The organism is Paenarthrobacter sp. AMU7 (assembly GCF_041200195.1).
Taxonomy (GTDB): Bacteria; Actinomycetota; Actinomycetes; order Actinomycetales; family Micrococcaceae; genus Arthrobacter.
Map to the genome: position 1 here is coordinate 2,691,580 of NZ_CP165735.1, position 14,601 is coordinate 2,706,180.

Annotated in this window: 11 protein-coding genes and 2 tRNA genes; 4 read left to right on the plus strand and 9 right to left on the minus strand. The window is 61.9% G+C overall.

Translation table 11 applies throughout. The features are described 5' to 3' along the window. Nucleotides 1–36 precede the first annotated feature (36 nt). On the plus strand, nucleotides 37–2,664 hold the full coding sequence (gene valS / locus ABQM86_RS12350) for a valine--tRNA ligase (RefSeq protein ID WP_369744549.1): 2,628 nt from the start codon (nucleotides 37–39) through the stop codon (nucleotides 2,662–2,664). A 345-nt stretch (nucleotides 2,665–3,009) separates the two neighbouring features. Continuing rightward, nucleotides 3,010–3,885: an Fpg/Nei family DNA glycosylase gene (locus ABQM86_RS12355; RefSeq protein WP_280622983.1), complete on the plus strand. Its 876-nt coding sequence runs from the start codon at nucleotides 3,010–3,012 to the stop codon at nucleotides 3,883–3,885. Between the two features lie 40 nt (nucleotides 3,886–3,925). On the opposite strand, the gene ABQM86_RS12360 is transcribed toward ABQM86_RS12355, so the two are convergent. The 6 genes from ABQM86_RS12360 to ABQM86_RS12385 form a co-directional block, all read right to left on the minus strand. Next, the gene (locus ABQM86_RS12360) at nucleotides 3,926–4,555 is read right to left on the minus strand and encodes a DsbA family protein (RefSeq protein ID WP_207593742.1); all 630 of its coding nucleotides are present in this window, start codon (nucleotides 4,553–4,555) and stop codon (nucleotides 3,926–3,928) included. 81 nt (nucleotides 4,556–4,636) lie between these two features. Continuing rightward, nucleotides 4,637–5,926: an ATP-dependent Clp protease ATP-binding subunit ClpX gene (gene clpX, locus ABQM86_RS12365; protein ID WP_207593743.1), complete on the minus strand. Its 1,290-nt coding sequence runs from the start codon at nucleotides 5,924–5,926 to the stop codon at nucleotides 4,637–4,639. 182 nt (nucleotides 5,927–6,108) lie between these two features. Next, complete coding sequence (locus tag ABQM86_RS12370) at nucleotides 6,109–6,768, minus strand: ATP-dependent Clp protease proteolytic subunit (protein WP_024816918.1); 660 nt, start codon at nucleotides 6,766–6,768, stop codon at nucleotides 6,109–6,111. A gap of 39 nt (nucleotides 6,769–6,807) precedes the next feature. After that, a complete protein-coding gene (locus ABQM86_RS12375) occupies nucleotides 6,808–7,431 on the minus strand; it encodes an ATP-dependent Clp protease proteolytic subunit (protein WP_278251958.1) in 624 nt (207 codons plus the stop codon). Nucleotides 7,432–7,652: 221 nt separating this feature from the next. Beyond that, on the minus strand, nucleotides 7,653–9,035 hold the full coding sequence (gene tig / locus ABQM86_RS12380) for a trigger factor (RefSeq protein ID WP_207593745.1): 1,383 nt from the start codon (nucleotides 9,033–9,035) through the stop codon (nucleotides 7,653–7,655). A 69-nt stretch (nucleotides 9,036–9,104) separates the two neighbouring features. Beyond that, nucleotides 9,105–9,179: transfer RNA gene (locus tag ABQM86_RS12385), tRNA-Pro, on the minus strand. Nucleotides 9,180–9,308: 129 nt separating this feature from the next. Between ABQM86_RS12385 and ABQM86_RS12390 the strand changes: the two genes are divergently transcribed. Beyond that, nucleotides 9,309–9,382, plus strand: a tRNA-Gly gene (locus ABQM86_RS12390). Between the two features lie 45 nt (nucleotides 9,383–9,427). Here ABQM86_RS12390 and ABQM86_RS12395 read toward each other — a convergent pair. The 3 genes from ABQM86_RS12395 to ABQM86_RS12405 all read right to left on the minus strand — a co-directional run bounded on the left by ABQM86_RS12395 (nucleotide 9,428) and on the right by ABQM86_RS12405 (nucleotide 11,897). Beyond that, nucleotides 9,428–10,330, minus strand: a complete 903-nt coding sequence (locus ABQM86_RS12395) for an Fpg/Nei family DNA glycosylase (RefSeq protein ID WP_369744550.1) — start codon at nucleotides 10,328–10,330, stop codon at nucleotides 9,428–9,430. Beyond that, the gene (locus tag ABQM86_RS12400; RefSeq protein WP_337340994.1) at nucleotides 10,330–10,812 is read right to left on the minus strand and encodes a ribose-5-phosphate isomerase; all 483 of its coding nucleotides are present in this window, start codon (nucleotides 10,810–10,812) and stop codon (nucleotides 10,330–10,332) included. Before ABQM86_RS12400 ends, ABQM86_RS12395 begins: the two co-directional genes overlap by 1 nt. 80 nt (nucleotides 10,813–10,892) lie before the next feature. Then, nucleotides 10,893–11,897, minus strand: coding sequence for a hypothetical protein (locus tag ABQM86_RS12405; protein ID WP_369744551.1), 1,005 nt, complete (start codon nucleotides 11,895–11,897; stop codon nucleotides 10,893–10,895). A 133-nt stretch (nucleotides 11,898–12,030) separates the two neighbouring features. Here ABQM86_RS12405 and pepN point away from each other — a divergent pair, with 133 nt between their 5' ends. After that, nucleotides 12,031–14,592, plus strand: coding sequence for an aminopeptidase N (gene pepN / locus ABQM86_RS12410; protein WP_369744552.1), 2,562 nt, complete (start codon nucleotides 12,031–12,033; stop codon nucleotides 14,590–14,592). Nucleotides 14,593–14,601 lie beyond the last annotated feature (9 nt).

Sequence of the window (14,601 nt, forward strand, 5' to 3'; positions counted from 1 at the left end):
GCGGGCTGTAACGCCAGGCCATGAAACAATTGATCCATGGCTGAATCAACGCAGGGTACAGACACGCCCGCCACCAACCCCATCAACGTTCCCGACAAGCCGGCCCTTGAAGGCCTTGAGGCTGCCTTGACGCAGCGCTGGCTGGCTGAAGGAACCTATAAGTTCAACCCGGACACCACCCGGGAGCAGGTCTACTCGATCGACACTCCCCCGCCCACGGCATCCGGCTCGCTCCACGTGGGCCACATGTTCTCCTTTACCCAGACTGACGTCCAGGCCCGGTACATGCGAATGACCGGGAAAAACGTCTTCTACCCCATGGGCTGGGACGACAACGGCTTGCCCACCGAGCGCCGCGTCCAGAACTACTACGGTGTGCGCTGCGATCCGGCCATCCCCTATCAGGCCGACTACACGCCGCCCGCGCAGCCGGCCAAGAACCAGCGCGACTTCGACGTCGTCTCGCGCCGGAACTTCATCGAACTGTGTGAGGAACTCGCCGTTGAGGACGAGAAGGTCTTCGAGAACCTGTTCCAGACCCTCGGCCTGTCCGTGGACTGGGACCTGACGTACCGCACTATTGACGACACTTCACGTGCGGTCTCCCAGCGCGCCTTTCTCACCAACCTCTCTGCCGGTGACGCCTACATGGCCGAAGCTCCCACGCTTTGGGATGTGACGTTCCGCACGGCTGTTGCACAGGCCGAACTTGAGGACCGCGAAGTTGCCGGCGCGTACTACCGCTACCCGTTCTTCACTGAAGACGGCGAGAAGATCTTCATCGAGACCACCCGCCCGGAACTGCTGGCTGCCTGCGCGGCCCTGGTGGCAAACCCCGACGACGAACGGTACCAGCCGCTGTTTGGCAAGACCGTGAAGTCCCCGCTGTTCGACGTCGAGCTTGAGGTCAAGGCCCACCCCCTCGCCAAGGCGGATAAGGGCTCCGGCATTGCCATGGTGTGTACTTTCGGCGACCTCACCGACGTCACCTGGTGGCGCGAACTGCAGTTGCCCACGCGTGCCATCATGGGCCGCGACGGCCGCATCATTGCCGACATCCCGGAATGGATCACCACCGAGGCAGGCAAGGAAGCCTACGCTGCGATCGCGGGCAAGACCGCTTTTTCCGCCAAGGAAGCCGTAGTTGAACTGCTCAAGGCAGCGGACCTGCTGGACGGCGAACCGAAGAAGATCACCCACCCGGTGAACTTCTTCGAAAAAGGCGACAAGCCCCTCGAGGTTGTCACGTCACGTCAGTGGTACATCCGCAACGGTGGCCGCGATGAGGAACGCCGCGAACGCCTGATCGGTCGAGGCCAGGAAATCACCTTCCACCCGGCCTTTATGCGCTCCCGCTACGAGAACTGGATCGCCGGCCTGAACGGTGACTGGCTGGTTTCCCGCCAGCGCTTCTTTGGCGTGCCCATCCCCGTCTGGTACCCGCTGGATGCCCAAGGCAACCCGGATTACGACAACCCCATCCTGCCCTCGGACGACATGCTGCCCGTGGATCCCGCTGCGGACGCTGCTCCCGGCTTCGACGAAGCGCAGCGTGACCAAGCCAATGGCTTCACAGGTGACGCCGACGTCCTGGATACCTGGGCCACGTCCTCTCTCACCCCGCAGATTGTGGGCGGCTGGAGCCGTGACGAGGACCTGTTCTCCAAGGTCTACCCCTTCGACCTCCGTCCGCAGGGCCACGACATCATCCGCACCTGGCTGTTCTCGTCGGCTGTCCGCGCTGATGCCCTGCAGAAGAATGCCCCGTGGAAGCATGCGGCCATCTCCGGCTGGATCCTGGACCCGGACCGCAAGAAGATGTCCAAGTCCAAGGGCAACGTTGTGGTGCCCACGGATGTGCTCAACGAGTACGGTTCCGACGCCGTCCGTTACTGGGCGGCCTCGGCCAAGCTTGGCGCAGACACTGCCTACGAAATAGCGCAGATGAAGATCGGCCGTCGCCTGGCCATCAAGCTGCTGAACGCCTCCAAGTTCGTGCTCAACCTTGGTGCCACCGAGGACTCCGTGGTCTCCGGTGACCTCTCTGTGCTGACCAACCCGCTGGACCGTGCGCTGCTCGCGCAACTGTCCGACGTCGTTGCCCAGTCCACCAAGGCGTTTGAGAACTACGACTACGCCCGCGCACTCCAGATCACCGAATCCTTCTTCTGGCAGTTCACGGACGATTACGTAGAGCTCATCAAGGACCGCGCCTATGGTGCCGCCGGCGAGACTGAGCAGGCCTCGGTCCTTGCTGCGCTGGCGACAACGCTGGACTCGCTCCTGCGTCTCTTCGCACCGTTCCTGCCCTTCGCCACCGAAGAGGTCTGGGGCTGGTGGCGCGCAGGGTCCGTCCACCGTGCAGAGTGGCCCGCCGCCTTGGAAATCACCGACGGCGACACCACCATGCTTGGCACAGTGGGCATTGCTCTCAGCGGTATCCGCAAAGCGAAGTCCGAGGCAAAGGTCAAGCAGCGCACAGAGGTGGTCTCTGCCTCGATCACGGCCTCGGAGGTTCTGGTGGCCCAACTGAAGGCCGGCCTGGGCGACTTGAAGGCAGCCGCCAACGCACAGGAAATCACGCTCCAGTCCGGTGAAGGCGAACTGACCGTCAGCGACGTTGTCCTGGCGCCTGCCGAGGAGACGTCCGCGTCCCAGTCGTAGTCCCGGAAGTCACTGCGCCCATTGATTCAGGGCAAAGGGGAAGCCCCATCAGCGTTTTGCCGTTGGTGGGGCTTCGACTTTTCGGCTGTCTGGTGATGTCTTGACAGTCTGGCGGAATCCTAGGAATTTCAGGTCTTCCTACCTCATCACTGGTAGCCTGCTTCCAACTTTGCCAAAGGCTGCGTTGGTTGCAATCACTGAATCTTTGGTTTCCGTGTCCCTCTTCTTTCGAAGTGGGTAAGAACCATTGTTGTCCCGCTGAATGCAATGCACAAGACCCTTGGAAGAACTACAAACCTGTAGTTCTCCTGCGCTCCGGGGGCTACCTGTGGCAGAGTATTGAGCATGCCGGAACTCCCCGAAGTGCACGGCCTGTGCATGTATCTGGACACCCAACTCAGTGGAGCCGTGCTCAACGAGGTCCGCATCAACTCCTTCTCCGCACTGAAGACTGCTGATCCTCCGTACAGCGTCCTGGAAGGCAGAACCGTTCAGGGTGTACAACGCCTCGGTAAGTTCGTGTGCGTTGATGTTGACGGCCTGTACTTTGTCTTCCATCTGGCCAAGGCCGGTTGGGTCCGCTACACCGAGCACCCTTCGTCTGCCGGACTGCGGATGGGCAAAAGCAACATCTCTGCAAGGCTCCTGCTGCACCGTCCTGCCGACGAAGCCCACATCGGCGTGGACCTCACGGAAGCCGGAACCAAGAAAAGCCTGGCCATCTATGTGGTGCGGGATCCCCAGGACGTGCCGGGAATCGCCACCTTGGGACCGGAGCCCCTCAGCCCCGACTTCGACCTTGCCGCGTTGGCGTCGATCCTTGGATCCAGTTCCCAACAGATCAAGGGCTTGCTTCGGAGCCAGGGCGTCATTGCCGGCATAGGAAACGCGTACAGTGACGAAATCCTGCACGCAGCAAAAATCTCTCCTTTCGCCAGCGCCAAGTCCCTGGACCAGGCCACAGTGGCGCGGCTCTACGAGGCCATGCAGGAGATCCTGGTGGGAGCTGTCAACGCAGCGGCAGGCAAGCCGTCCAGCGAACTCAAGGACACCAAACGCAGCAACTTCCGAGTGCACGCGCGGACCGGCCTTCCCTGTCCGGTATGCGGGGACGTAGTAAGGGAGGTGTCCTTTGCGGACACCTCCCTGCAATACTGTGCCACCTGCCAGACCAACGGAAAGATCCTTGCTGACCGACGGACATCCCGGTTCCTGAAGTAACCTGCTGGTTGAGGTTGGGAAGCCTCTTGGGTTCGGGAAACTAGTTGAATTCGGGGCTTTCGCTGCGGCTGCGCTTCAACTCGAAGAAGTGCGGGTAGCCGGCCAAGGTCACCGTGGCGTCCCAGATCTTACCGGCTTCTTCACCGCGGGGAATACGGGTCAGTACGGGACCGAAGAAAGCAGTCCCATTGAAGGCAACTACGGGAGTTCCAACATCCTGGCCTACCAATGAGATCCCCGCCTCGTGGCTCGAGCGCAGTTGGGCATCATACTCCTCCGAGTCAGCGAAGCGTGCCAGATCAGCCGGCAGGCCTACCTCGGCAAGGGCCTTCTGGATGACCGATGCCCGGTCCTTGTTGCCCTCGTGGTGGATCTGCTCTCCCATGGCGTCATACAGCGGCTTGACGTAGTTCGCGCCGTGAAGTTCCTGGGCGGCGATGATCACGCGGACAGGACCCCAGCTGTCATCCATCATTGCCCGGTAGTCGGCAGGAAGGTCCCGGCCCTCGTTGAGGACGGAGAGGCTCATCACGTGCCATTCAGTCTGGATGCCACGTACCTCCTCAACCTCACCAATCCAGCGCGACGTGATCCAGGCAAACGGGCAAACAGGATCAAACCAAAAATCGGCTTTGTTGACGGTCTGTTCGGGCGTGGACTTTTCGGGCATAGGGAACTCCTCGGAAAAGGTGGGATACGTGTGGTGGCAAGCGGTCCAACGGAACCGCTCCTTGCCTAGGCCAACAGGCTGCTAGGCCGACTTATTCCGGCGCTTGGCCACCACGTCGTGGGCAATCATGGTGGGCTGGGCTTTCTTCAAAACAACATCAGCTGTGATGACCACCGTGGCTATGTCGTCCCTGCTGGGGAGATCGAACATGACGGGCAGCAACACTTCTTCCATGATGGCCCGGAGCCCACGGGCACCAGTGCCGCGTTCGAGCGCTTGATCCGCGATGGAGTCCAGGGCGTCGTCTTCGAACTGCAAATCCACGCCGTCCAGCTGGAACATCTTCTGGTACTGCTTCACCAGCGCGTTCTTGGGGGTGGACAGAATCTGGATGAGGGCGGGCCGGTCCAGGTTGGAGACAGTGGTGATCACCGGGAGCCGCCCAATGAATTCCGGAATGAGGCCGAACTTCAGCAGGTCCTCCGGCATCACTTCACCGTAGCTGTCCACGTTGTCCCGGGCCTCGTTCAGGGGTGAACCAAAGCCGATGCCCTTACGCCCGGACCGTGAGCCAATAATGTCCTCAAGGCCCGCAAAAGCGCCGGCTACGATGAAGAGCACGTTGGTGGTGTCGATCTGGATGAATTCCTGGTGCGGATGTTTGCGGCCGCCCTGAGGGGGCACGGATGCCACGGTTCCCTCAAGAATCTTCAAGAGCGCCTGCTGCACACCTTCACCGGATACGTCACGGGTGATTGATGGATTCTCACTCTTACGCGAGATTTTATCGATCTCGTCAATGTAGATGATGCCTTGCTCGGCCTTCTTGACGTCATAGTCCGCGGCCTGGATGAGCTTAAGCAGGATGTTCTCCACATCCTCGCCCACGTAGCCGGCCTCCGTCAGTGCAGTCGCATCCGCTACGGCAAAGGGAACATTGAGTCGACGGGCCAAGGTCTGGGCGAGATAGGTCTTGCCACAGCCGGTGGGGCCGATCAGGAGGATGTTGGACTTTGCGATCTCCACGTCCTCGTGATGCGATCCCTCGCCGAGGCTGCCGGTCTTGGGTGCATGGCCGGCCTGGATCCGCTTGTAGTGGTTGTAGACAGCCACTGCCAGCGACCGCTTGGCCGGTTCCTGGCCAATGACGTATTCCTGCAGGAAGTCGAAAATCTCACGGGGCTTGGGCAGTTCGAAACTGCCGAGATCGGAAACTTCAGCGAGTTCCTCTTCAATGATCTCGTTGCACAGCTCGATGCATTCATCGCAGATGTAGACACCGGGCCCGGCTATCAGCTTCCGTACCTGCTTTTGGCTCTTTCCGCAGAAAGAACACTTCAGCAGATCCGTGCTCTCGCCAATCCGAGCCATGTGGGAATCCCTTCGTTGCATGCGGGTGATGCGGCTCCGCGCCGTACTCAAGTGTGCGGCCAAGCCGCGGTTGGCACCACCGTGACAAGATCCACTCTAGGTCACAATGAGCTGCTTGGGTGGAAACAGAACGCCGGTGCGGTCCATATTTCGTGAACCGCACCGGCGTCGAATTCCGTGTGCTACCGGGTGATTGCCTGCGGCTTGATCTTCCGGGAGTCAAGAACCTGATCGATCAGGCCGTAGCTCAAGGCATCAGCAGCCGTGAGGATCTTGTCACGCTCGATGTCGTTGTTCACCTGCTCGGACGTGCGGCCGGAGTGGTGTGCCAGCGTGTCCTCAAGCCAGGTACGCATGCGCATGACTTCCGCAGCCTGGATTTCGAGGTCCGAGGCCTGGCCACCCTGGCCACCGGAGAGAGCCGGCTGGTGGATCAGGACACGTGCGTTCGGGAGTGCCAGTCGCTTGCCCGGGGTACCGGCAGCGAGCAGGACTGCAGCTGCACTGGCAGCCTGGCCCAGGCATACCGTCTGGATTTCCGGACGGATGTACTGCATGGTGTCGTAGATGGCCGTCATGGCAGTGAACGAACCACCTGGCGAGTTGATGTACAAGGTGATGTCGCGGTCCGGGTCGGTTGACTCAAGGACCAGCAACTGGGCCATGATGTCATCGGCGGAGGCGTCGTCAACCTGGACACCGAGGAAGATGATGCGGTCCTCGAACAGCTTGGTGTACGGGTCCTGGCGCTTGAAGCCGTAAGGCGTGCGCTCCTCGAACTGGGGCAGGACGTAACGGCTGGACGGGAGATTACCGGCAGACCATCCGAAGTTGTAATTCATGTTCTTTACTCCTGGGGTTTCAGTGGTTCTTTGTGCCGGTTAGTTTTCGGAGTTCGGCTCTGCGCCCGACTGGTTGGCCGTTCCGCCACCACCGGCAACAGAACCGGCGTGCGCCGAGATCTTGTCGAAGAAGCCATATTCCAACGCCTCGGCGGCAGTGAACCACTTGTCGCGGTCATTGTCCTTGAGGATGGTCTCTACGGACTGACCGGTCTGCTCAGCCGTGAGTTCCGCCATGACCTTCTTCATGTGCAGGATCAGTTCAGCCTGGATCTTGATGTCCGAGGCCGTGCCGCCGATGCCGCCGGAAGGCTGGTGCATCAGGATGCGGGCGTTGGGCGTGGCGTAACGCTTGCCCTTGGTGCCGGACGACAGGAGGAACTGGCCCATCGAGGCAGCCAAACCCGTGGCGACGGTGACGACGTCGTTCGGAATGAACTGCATGGTGTCGTAGATGGCCATGCCGGCCGTCACGGACCCACCCGGGGAGTTGATGTACAAGTAGATGTCCTTCTCCGGGTCTTCGGCCGAGAGGAGGAGGAGCTGGGAGCAGATGGCATTGGCATTCTCGTCACGGACTTCAGAGCCGAGCCAGATAATGCGCTCTTTCAGCAGGCGGTTGTAGATGTAGTTGTCCTGGGCTGCGGGATCGACAGTTGCCATCCGGGGAGCCTCTGATTGCTGTGACATAAGTACTTACCTCTCGCTGGTGCCAGTGACCTCACTGAACTTCACTACTTGGACACTAACCGTTTTCCGCGGTGATTTGTTCGCCGGAATCGCGCTGTTCGCTGACGGCGCACGTCTGCGTTCAGCACCAATGTTCAGCCTTAAAAGCAAACCGGCCCCGGATCAGAAGATCCGGGGCCGGTTGAAGTCGTTGACTAGAACTTCACTGCTGCGGGGTCGTCGCTTGCTGCAGCGTCGGCCTCGTCGGTTGCCTCGACTGCGGCGGCCTCTTCGGCTGCTGCTTCACCGGCAGGACGAACGAAGTCGGTGAGGTCAACCTTGTTGCCCTCGGAGTCGACAACCTCTGCCTGGCCGAGCACAACTGCCAGCGCCTTGCGGCGTCGGACCTCGGAAACCATCATGGGGACCTGGCCGCTCTGATCAATGATCTGGGCGAACTGGTTGGGGTCCATGCCGTACTGGCTTGCGGTGGTGACGATGTAGTCGATCAGCTCGTTCTGGCTGACATCCACTTCTTCCTTGTCCGCGATGGCGTCAAGGATGATCTCGTTCTGGAACGCACGCTCGGTGTTGGCCTTGACCTCGGCGCGGTGTTCCTCGGTGTCGTGGTCACCTTCGCCGTGGGCGTTCTCCGGGTTGAAGTGCGCTTCGATCTGCTCTTCGACCACGGAATCCGGAACCGGAACCTCAACGAGCTCAACGAGCTTGTCCAGGACCTTGTCGCGTGCCTCAACGCCCTGCTCCACAACCTTGGAGTCGGAAGCCTGCTTGGCGAGGTCCTCACGGAGCTCGGCAAGGGTGTCGAACTCGGAGGCAAGCTGTGCAAAGTCATCGTTGGCCTCGGGGAGCTCGCGCTCCTTGACGGCCTTGACAACAACCTTCACCTGGGCAGACTCGCCGGCGTGGTCGCCGCCCACCAGCGTGGTGTCGAAGATTGCCTCTTCGTCGGCTGAAAGGCCGGTCACGGCTTCATCGAGGCCTTCAAGCATGGTGCCCGCGCCAACCTGGTAGGAAAGGCCTGCCGCGGAATCGATCTCTTTGCCGTCAATGGTGGCGGTGATGTCGATGGTCAGGAAGTCATCGTTCTTGGCGGGGCGCTCAACGGACTTCAGCGTGCCGAAACGGCCACGCAGTTCGTCAAGGGACTTCTCGACGTCAGCTTCGGAGGATTCAGCGGCAGCCACCTCGACCTTGATGCCGGCGTAGTCCGGCAGCTCGATCTCGGGGCGGACATCGATTTCCACCTGGAACTTGAGTTCACCATCGGTGGAGGTGGGGTCGGGAACCTCGGTGATTTCAACCTCGGGACGGCTCAGGGGGCGAACGCCCGTTTCCTGAACTGCAGCCTGGTACCAGCCATTGAGGCCATCGTTGATGGCCGTCTCCAGGACGTAGCCGCGGCCAACGCGCTGGTCGATCAGCTTGGTGGGAACTTTGCCCTTGCGGAATCCGGGAACCTGGATCTGCGAAGCAACGGTCTTGTACGCGGCATCGATGCTCGGCTTCAGTTCCTCAAAGGGAACCTCAACGTTGAGCTTGACCCGCGTTGCGGTGAGGTTCTCGACAGCGCTCTTCACAGTCTAAGTACTCCTGATTTTGTGGGTATGGGGTTCTGTCGCGTCCCTGAGGCGGACACAAACACAGAGTCGGGGTGACAGGATTTGAACCTGCGACTTCCTGCTCCCAAAGCAGGCGCTCTAGCCAAGCTGAGCTACACCCCGAACGCACAGGACAGTCTACGGGCAAGCGAGCCAGGAATGCACATTTGACACCGCCGCCGGAATTAGGTTTAGTTGTACCCGGCTTGAACAGCCACCGGGAAGATGTCCTGAAAGAAGGAGATCCGTCCTGGGGACGTAGCTTAATGGTAAAGCCTCAGTCTTCCAAACTGATTACGCGGGTTCGATTCCCGTCGTCCCCTCCAAGGGAAAACGCCCCGATCCTCGGATCGGGGCGTTTTTTGTTGCTGCTACACCTGGCAGCCCGGACACCAATACAGCTTGCGCGCACCGATTTCCGTCATGCCCACCGGCGTCCCGCAGGCCCGGCAGGGCATGCCGTCCCGCTTGTAGACAAAGTGGGCGTCGGCGTCGGGCGCTACGACACCGCCACCACTCCACAGCGCGGAAGGCGTCGTAACAATCCGTCCGTCACGAACACCGTCGGACATGGTGGCCACGGTGTCGTCCCACAGACGCCCTGCCGTTTCCTCGTCAAGGGAGCTGCCCGGCGTCCAGGGATCGACGGCTTGCCGGAACAGCACTTCCGCTCGATAAATATTGCCCACGCCGGCCAAGACGGACTGATCCATCAGCAACAGGGCCACCGCCGTTTTCCGGCGGCGCAGGCGGCGGATGAATTCCCCTCGGTCGCCGGGGTGGTTGTGCAACGGGTCCGGACCCAACCGTTCCATGACGACGGCAACTTCCGCCGCCGTAATGGCGGCACATGTCGTGGCGCCACGGAGGTCGGCCCAGCCATGGTCTGAAACGAGTCGGACACGGACGGCGCCCACCGGTGCAGGCGGGCCTGTGTACTCCGTTTCACCTAACGCCACTTCGTCCTGTGCCGGCCCTGTTTCCCGCTCACCGATGCGTCGTGGCGCACCGATGCTGGAGGCACCCTTGAAGGAACTGTCCCCGCCGAAGTTCCACGCACCGTACAGGCCCAGATGGACGTGAAGGAAGAGATCGTGGTCAAACCTGAGGAACAACTGCTTCCCGTGGGCCCTCGACTCAACCATGGTGTGCCCGCTCAGCACCTGCGCGCCGTGGGTGAACCGACCCTGCGGGCTGGAAACGGCCAGGCGGCGGCCGCCAAAAACATCCTGGAATTGGCGGGCCAACCTATGGACCGAATGTCCTTCAGGCACTACTCGACGATTTCGCCGGTGGTTTCGTACACCGCGATTTTTCCGATCCGGCGGACATGGCGTTCATCGTTGCTGAACGGTTCCTCAAGGAAGGCTTCAATGAGCTCGGTAGCTTCTTCAACCGAGTGCTGGCGGCCTCCAACAGCGACGACGTTGGCGTCGTTGTGCTCCCGGGCCAGCTTTGCGGTGGAAAGGTTCCAGGCGAGCGCAGCGCGGACACCCCTGACCTTGTTGGCGGCAATTTGCTCACCATTTCCCGAACCACCCAAGACGATTCCCAGGGCGTGGATGCCGGCTTCCTGATCCGCCACGACAGCAACGCCGGCGTTGATGCAGAAAGAGGGGTAGTCGTCCAGGGCGTCGTACTCCTTGGGTCCGTGATCCACCACTTCATAGCCCTTGGCCGTGAGGTGGCTGACCAGGTGGGCACTCAGTTCCATGCCGGCATGGTCAGTAGCGATGTGGACGCGGGGTGTAGTCACAGGAAGTCCGTTCTTTCTGGCGCGCGGGGACGGCGTCTGGCCGGGGCGCGGCGGTGAGGGATGCGCTACCTAGGGTACCGCTACCGGGGTTGTTGGGACGGTCCATCATCCCGGGCCCGGTGGGCCGCCCGGTTGAGTATCCCGGCCAGCTTGTCAGCTGAGGCCTGCGAGCCGGCACTGAGAGCCACCCGTCCCCCGTTAAGTTTCCTTACGACGACGGCAGGCCCGCTGCTGACAAGCATTGCCGTGGCGTCATCGTGATGCCGCCAACCCCACCCCCCATAATCAGCCGCTTTGACGTCCGCTGGAGCCGCCCCGGCGATCTCGACGGCGGGGACGGTCAAGACGCGCACGATGCCACCGGCAAACACCTGCAGGCCTCCCCTGTCCGCCCGCACGCGGGCAAACAGGAAGCCGGCGCCTACCAAAGCAGCCACGGCCACCAAGGCGCCGAGCCAAGGGACGGCGACCGCAATCAAGGCCGCCGGAAAAACGGCGGAGACAATGATCATGATGAAAACCGAGCTCCGGGCATGCACCCACAGGCGAAGCGTGTCGCGGGCCAGGTCCGGGTCCGCGAGCAGGGTCAGTTCCTCTTGGAGGGCAACGTCGTCCTCGCGGGTCCAGCGCGGGTCCGGCTTGAAGGCGAACATCATCACGACGCCCAGGGCCACCGCGGCGCCACTGCCCGTGGCCAGCACGATCGGGTCCACATGGGACTCGCGCGCGTCCCCCAGCCCGGACTGTCCCACCAGTCCGGCTGCCACCACCGTGGTGATGAAAAGGCTCACTGTCAGTCCCAGGCCCATCATGACGCGCCTCATGACAACAGGCCTGGTGATGGACACCGCCTGGAGGAATACAGCCCATCCGCAACAGGTGATGAGGGCTGCGCCGCCGGTCACATAGGCGCCGAACGGCGCGAACGAGCTGCCGCCGTCGGCGTTCCACATCACGGCAACGGGGTTGGGAAGATCGTTGCGCAGCATTTGGGCGCACACCACGAATCCGACGGCGAGGAGCAAAGGAAAGGCAACCGCAAACCTCAGTGCGCGGAAGTCGAGAGTGTCCCGGAACGATCCCATAATCCAACGCTACTCCGTGGGGCGACACTGTGGTGTTCCCTCCTTGCCTTCGGGCCGTGGAGTGAAAGAATGGCTTCACACCAGCATCCGGCCTCGAGTGGCCGGGCATCCCAAAATCTTCCGGAGGCACCACTTGCCAGGCCTGAACCTCACGCGCGACGAAGCCGCGATCCGCGCCCGACTGCTCAATGTCGAGTCGTACAACGTCACTCTGGACCTGACCAAAGGCCCTGAGGTCTTCGGTTCCACCACGGTGGTGAAGTTCTCCGCGGCCCCGGGATCCACCACCTTCATTGATGCCATCACCCAGGCCGTCCACAGCGTGACCTTGAACGGAACCGATCTGGACCCCGCGGAAGTTTCGGACGGTATCCGTATCCACCTCCCGGACCTCGCCGCCGACAACGAGCTGGTGGTGGTCGCCGACGCTCCCTACATGAACACGGGCGAGGGACTGCACCGTTTCGTTGACCCCGTGGACGGCGAGGTGTACCTCTACACGCAGTTCGAGGTTCCGGACTCCCGGCGTATGTTCGCCGTCTTTGAGCAGCCCGACCTGAAAGCAACCTTCACTTTTAACGTCACAGCGCCGTCGCATTGGGATGTCATCTCCAACTCCCCCACGCCGGTTCCCGTTGAAGCTCCTGCCGGAGAAGACGGCGGCGCCCGGTCCGTGTGGGCATTCGCGCCTACTCCCCGCCTGTCCTCGTACGTCACTGCGTTGATCGCCGGACCGTATCAGTCGGTCCGTTCCGAAGTCACCAGCGCCGACGGGCGGGTTGTGCCGCTGGGAGTCTTTGCCCGCAAGTCGCTGATGCAGTACCTCGATGCGGACAACATCTTCACCCTGACCCGTCAAGGATTTGAGTTCTTCGAAGCACAGTTCGGCTGCCCCTACCCGTTTGAAAAGTACGATCAGTTGTTCGTCCCCGAGTTCAACGCCGGGGCCATGGAAAACGCCGGCGCCGTGACCATCCTGGAAGGCTACGTATTCCGTGGAAAGGTCACCGGCGCCCAGGTCGAACGGCGTGCCATCACCGTGCTGCACGAACTGGCCCACATGTGGTTCGGGGACCTGGTGACCATGCGGTGGTGGAACGATCTCTGGCTCAACGAGTCCTTCGCCGAATACATGTCGCACCTGGCCGCTGTGGAAAACACGGAATTCGACCGCGCCTGGACCACTTTCGCCTCGGTGGAGAAGTCCTGGGCGTACAAGCAGGACCAACTGCCCACCACCCACCCGATCTTCGCGGAAATCAACAACCTCGAAGACGTGGAGGTGAACTTCGATGGCATCACCTATGCCAAGGGGGCTTCCGTGCTCCGGCAGTTGGTGGCCTGGGTAGGTCCGGAGCAGTTCATGGCCGGCGTCCGCAGCTACTTCGCCAAGCACGCCTGGAAGAACACTGAGCTCACCGATCTCCTGGTGGAGCTTGAGGCGGCCAGCGGCCGCGACCTGGATGGGTGGGGCAAGCTCTGGCTTGAAACTTCAGGCGTCAACACCCTTGCTCCCGAGGTCAGCGTTGACGCTGACGGCATCATCACCGGATTCGCGATTCTGCAGACCGCGATCGACGAACAGCCAACCCTCCGTCCGCACCGCCTCGCGGTTGGATTCTACTCGCTCTCCGGTGACGGCAAGCTGGAACGCTCCCACCGGGAGGAGCTTGATGTCGATGGCCCCCGCACGGAGGTCCCTGCCTTGATGGGCAAGGCACGTCCGGACCTGATCCTGCTCAATGACGACGACCTCGCCTATGCCAAGGTCCGCCTCGACCCGCACTCCCTTGCCACCGCCACGGCCCACCTGAAGGACTTCTCAGCCAGCCTGCCGCGCACCTTGGTATGGGGCTCGGCCTGGGATGCGGCGCGCGACGGCGAAACCCCCGCCCGTGGTTACGTGGACCTGGTCCTGGCCAACATTGCCCATGAAACGGATTCCTCGGTCATTCTGGTCCAACTTCGCCAGCTGGCCACCACCTTGACCTATTACGTGGCCGCCGAACACAAAGCCGAGGTCACCATCGCGGCCGCAGAAAAGCTGTGGGAGCTTGCATCCTCGGTGGAAGCGGGCTCGGATGCCCAGCTGCAGTTCGCCAAGTCCTTTGCCCAACTCGCGCGCGGCGGGGGCCAGCTGGACCGCATCCAGGCGCTGCTGGACGGAGCCGAAACGCTGGAAGGCCTCACGGTGGACCAGGACATGCGCTGGGAGCTCCTGACCGCACTGGTGGCCGGTGGGCGCCAAGGCCAGGAACGCATCGACGCCGAACTTGCCCGCGACAACACCTCCAACGGTCAAAATGCAGCCGCCCAAGCAAAGGCTGCCATCCCCACTGCTGAAGCCAAAGCTGCAGCGTGGGACGCGATCGTTGTCACCGGAGAACTCTCCAACGCGCTGCAGGCGTCAGCCGTGGCCGGGTTTATGCGGGTCCCCACCACTGACTTGCTGGAGCCCTACGCCGAAAAGTACTTTGACGCCGTGCCTGGAATCGTCAAGGAGCGCACTCACGCCCTGGCGCAGCAGATCGTGGTGGGACTCTACCCCGCGCAGCTCACGACGCAGGCAACGGTGGACCGTACGGACGAGTTCCTGGCGGCGCTTCCGGAGGACAGCGCGGCCCTTCGCCGGATGATGCTGGAGAACCGTGACGGCGTGGCCCGCGCCCTCCGCGCACGGGCTGCCGACGTCTAGGCCCGCACC

Bases quoted from the DNA above. Each gene is read 5' to 3' on its own strand.
- clpX (WP_207593743.1), bottom strand. From the start codon at position 5,926: ATGGCTCGGATTGGCGAGAGCACGGATCTGCTGAAGTGTTCTTTCTGC.
- ABQM86_RS12360 (WP_207593742.1), bottom strand. From the start codon at position 4,555: ATGCCCGAAAAGTCCACGCCCGAACAGACCGTCAACAAAGCCGATTTT.
- ABQM86_RS12405 (WP_369744551.1), bottom strand. From the start codon at position 11,897: ATGGGATCGTTCCGGGACACTCTCGACTTCCGCGCACTGAGGTTTGCG.
- valS (WP_369744549.1), top strand. From the start codon at position 37: ATGGCTGAATCAACGCAGGGTACAGACACGCCCGCCACCAACCCCATC.
- ABQM86_RS12370 (WP_024816918.1), bottom strand. From the start codon at position 6,768: ATGAATTACAACTTCGGATGGTCTGCCGGTAATCTCCCGTCCAGCCGT.
- ABQM86_RS12355 (WP_280622983.1), top strand. From the start codon at position 3,010: ATGCCGGAACTCCCCGAAGTGCACGGCCTGTGCATGTATCTGGACACC.
- ABQM86_RS12375 (WP_278251958.1), bottom strand. From the start codon at position 7,431: ATGGCAACTGTCGATCCCGCAGCCCAGGACAACTACATCTACAACCGC.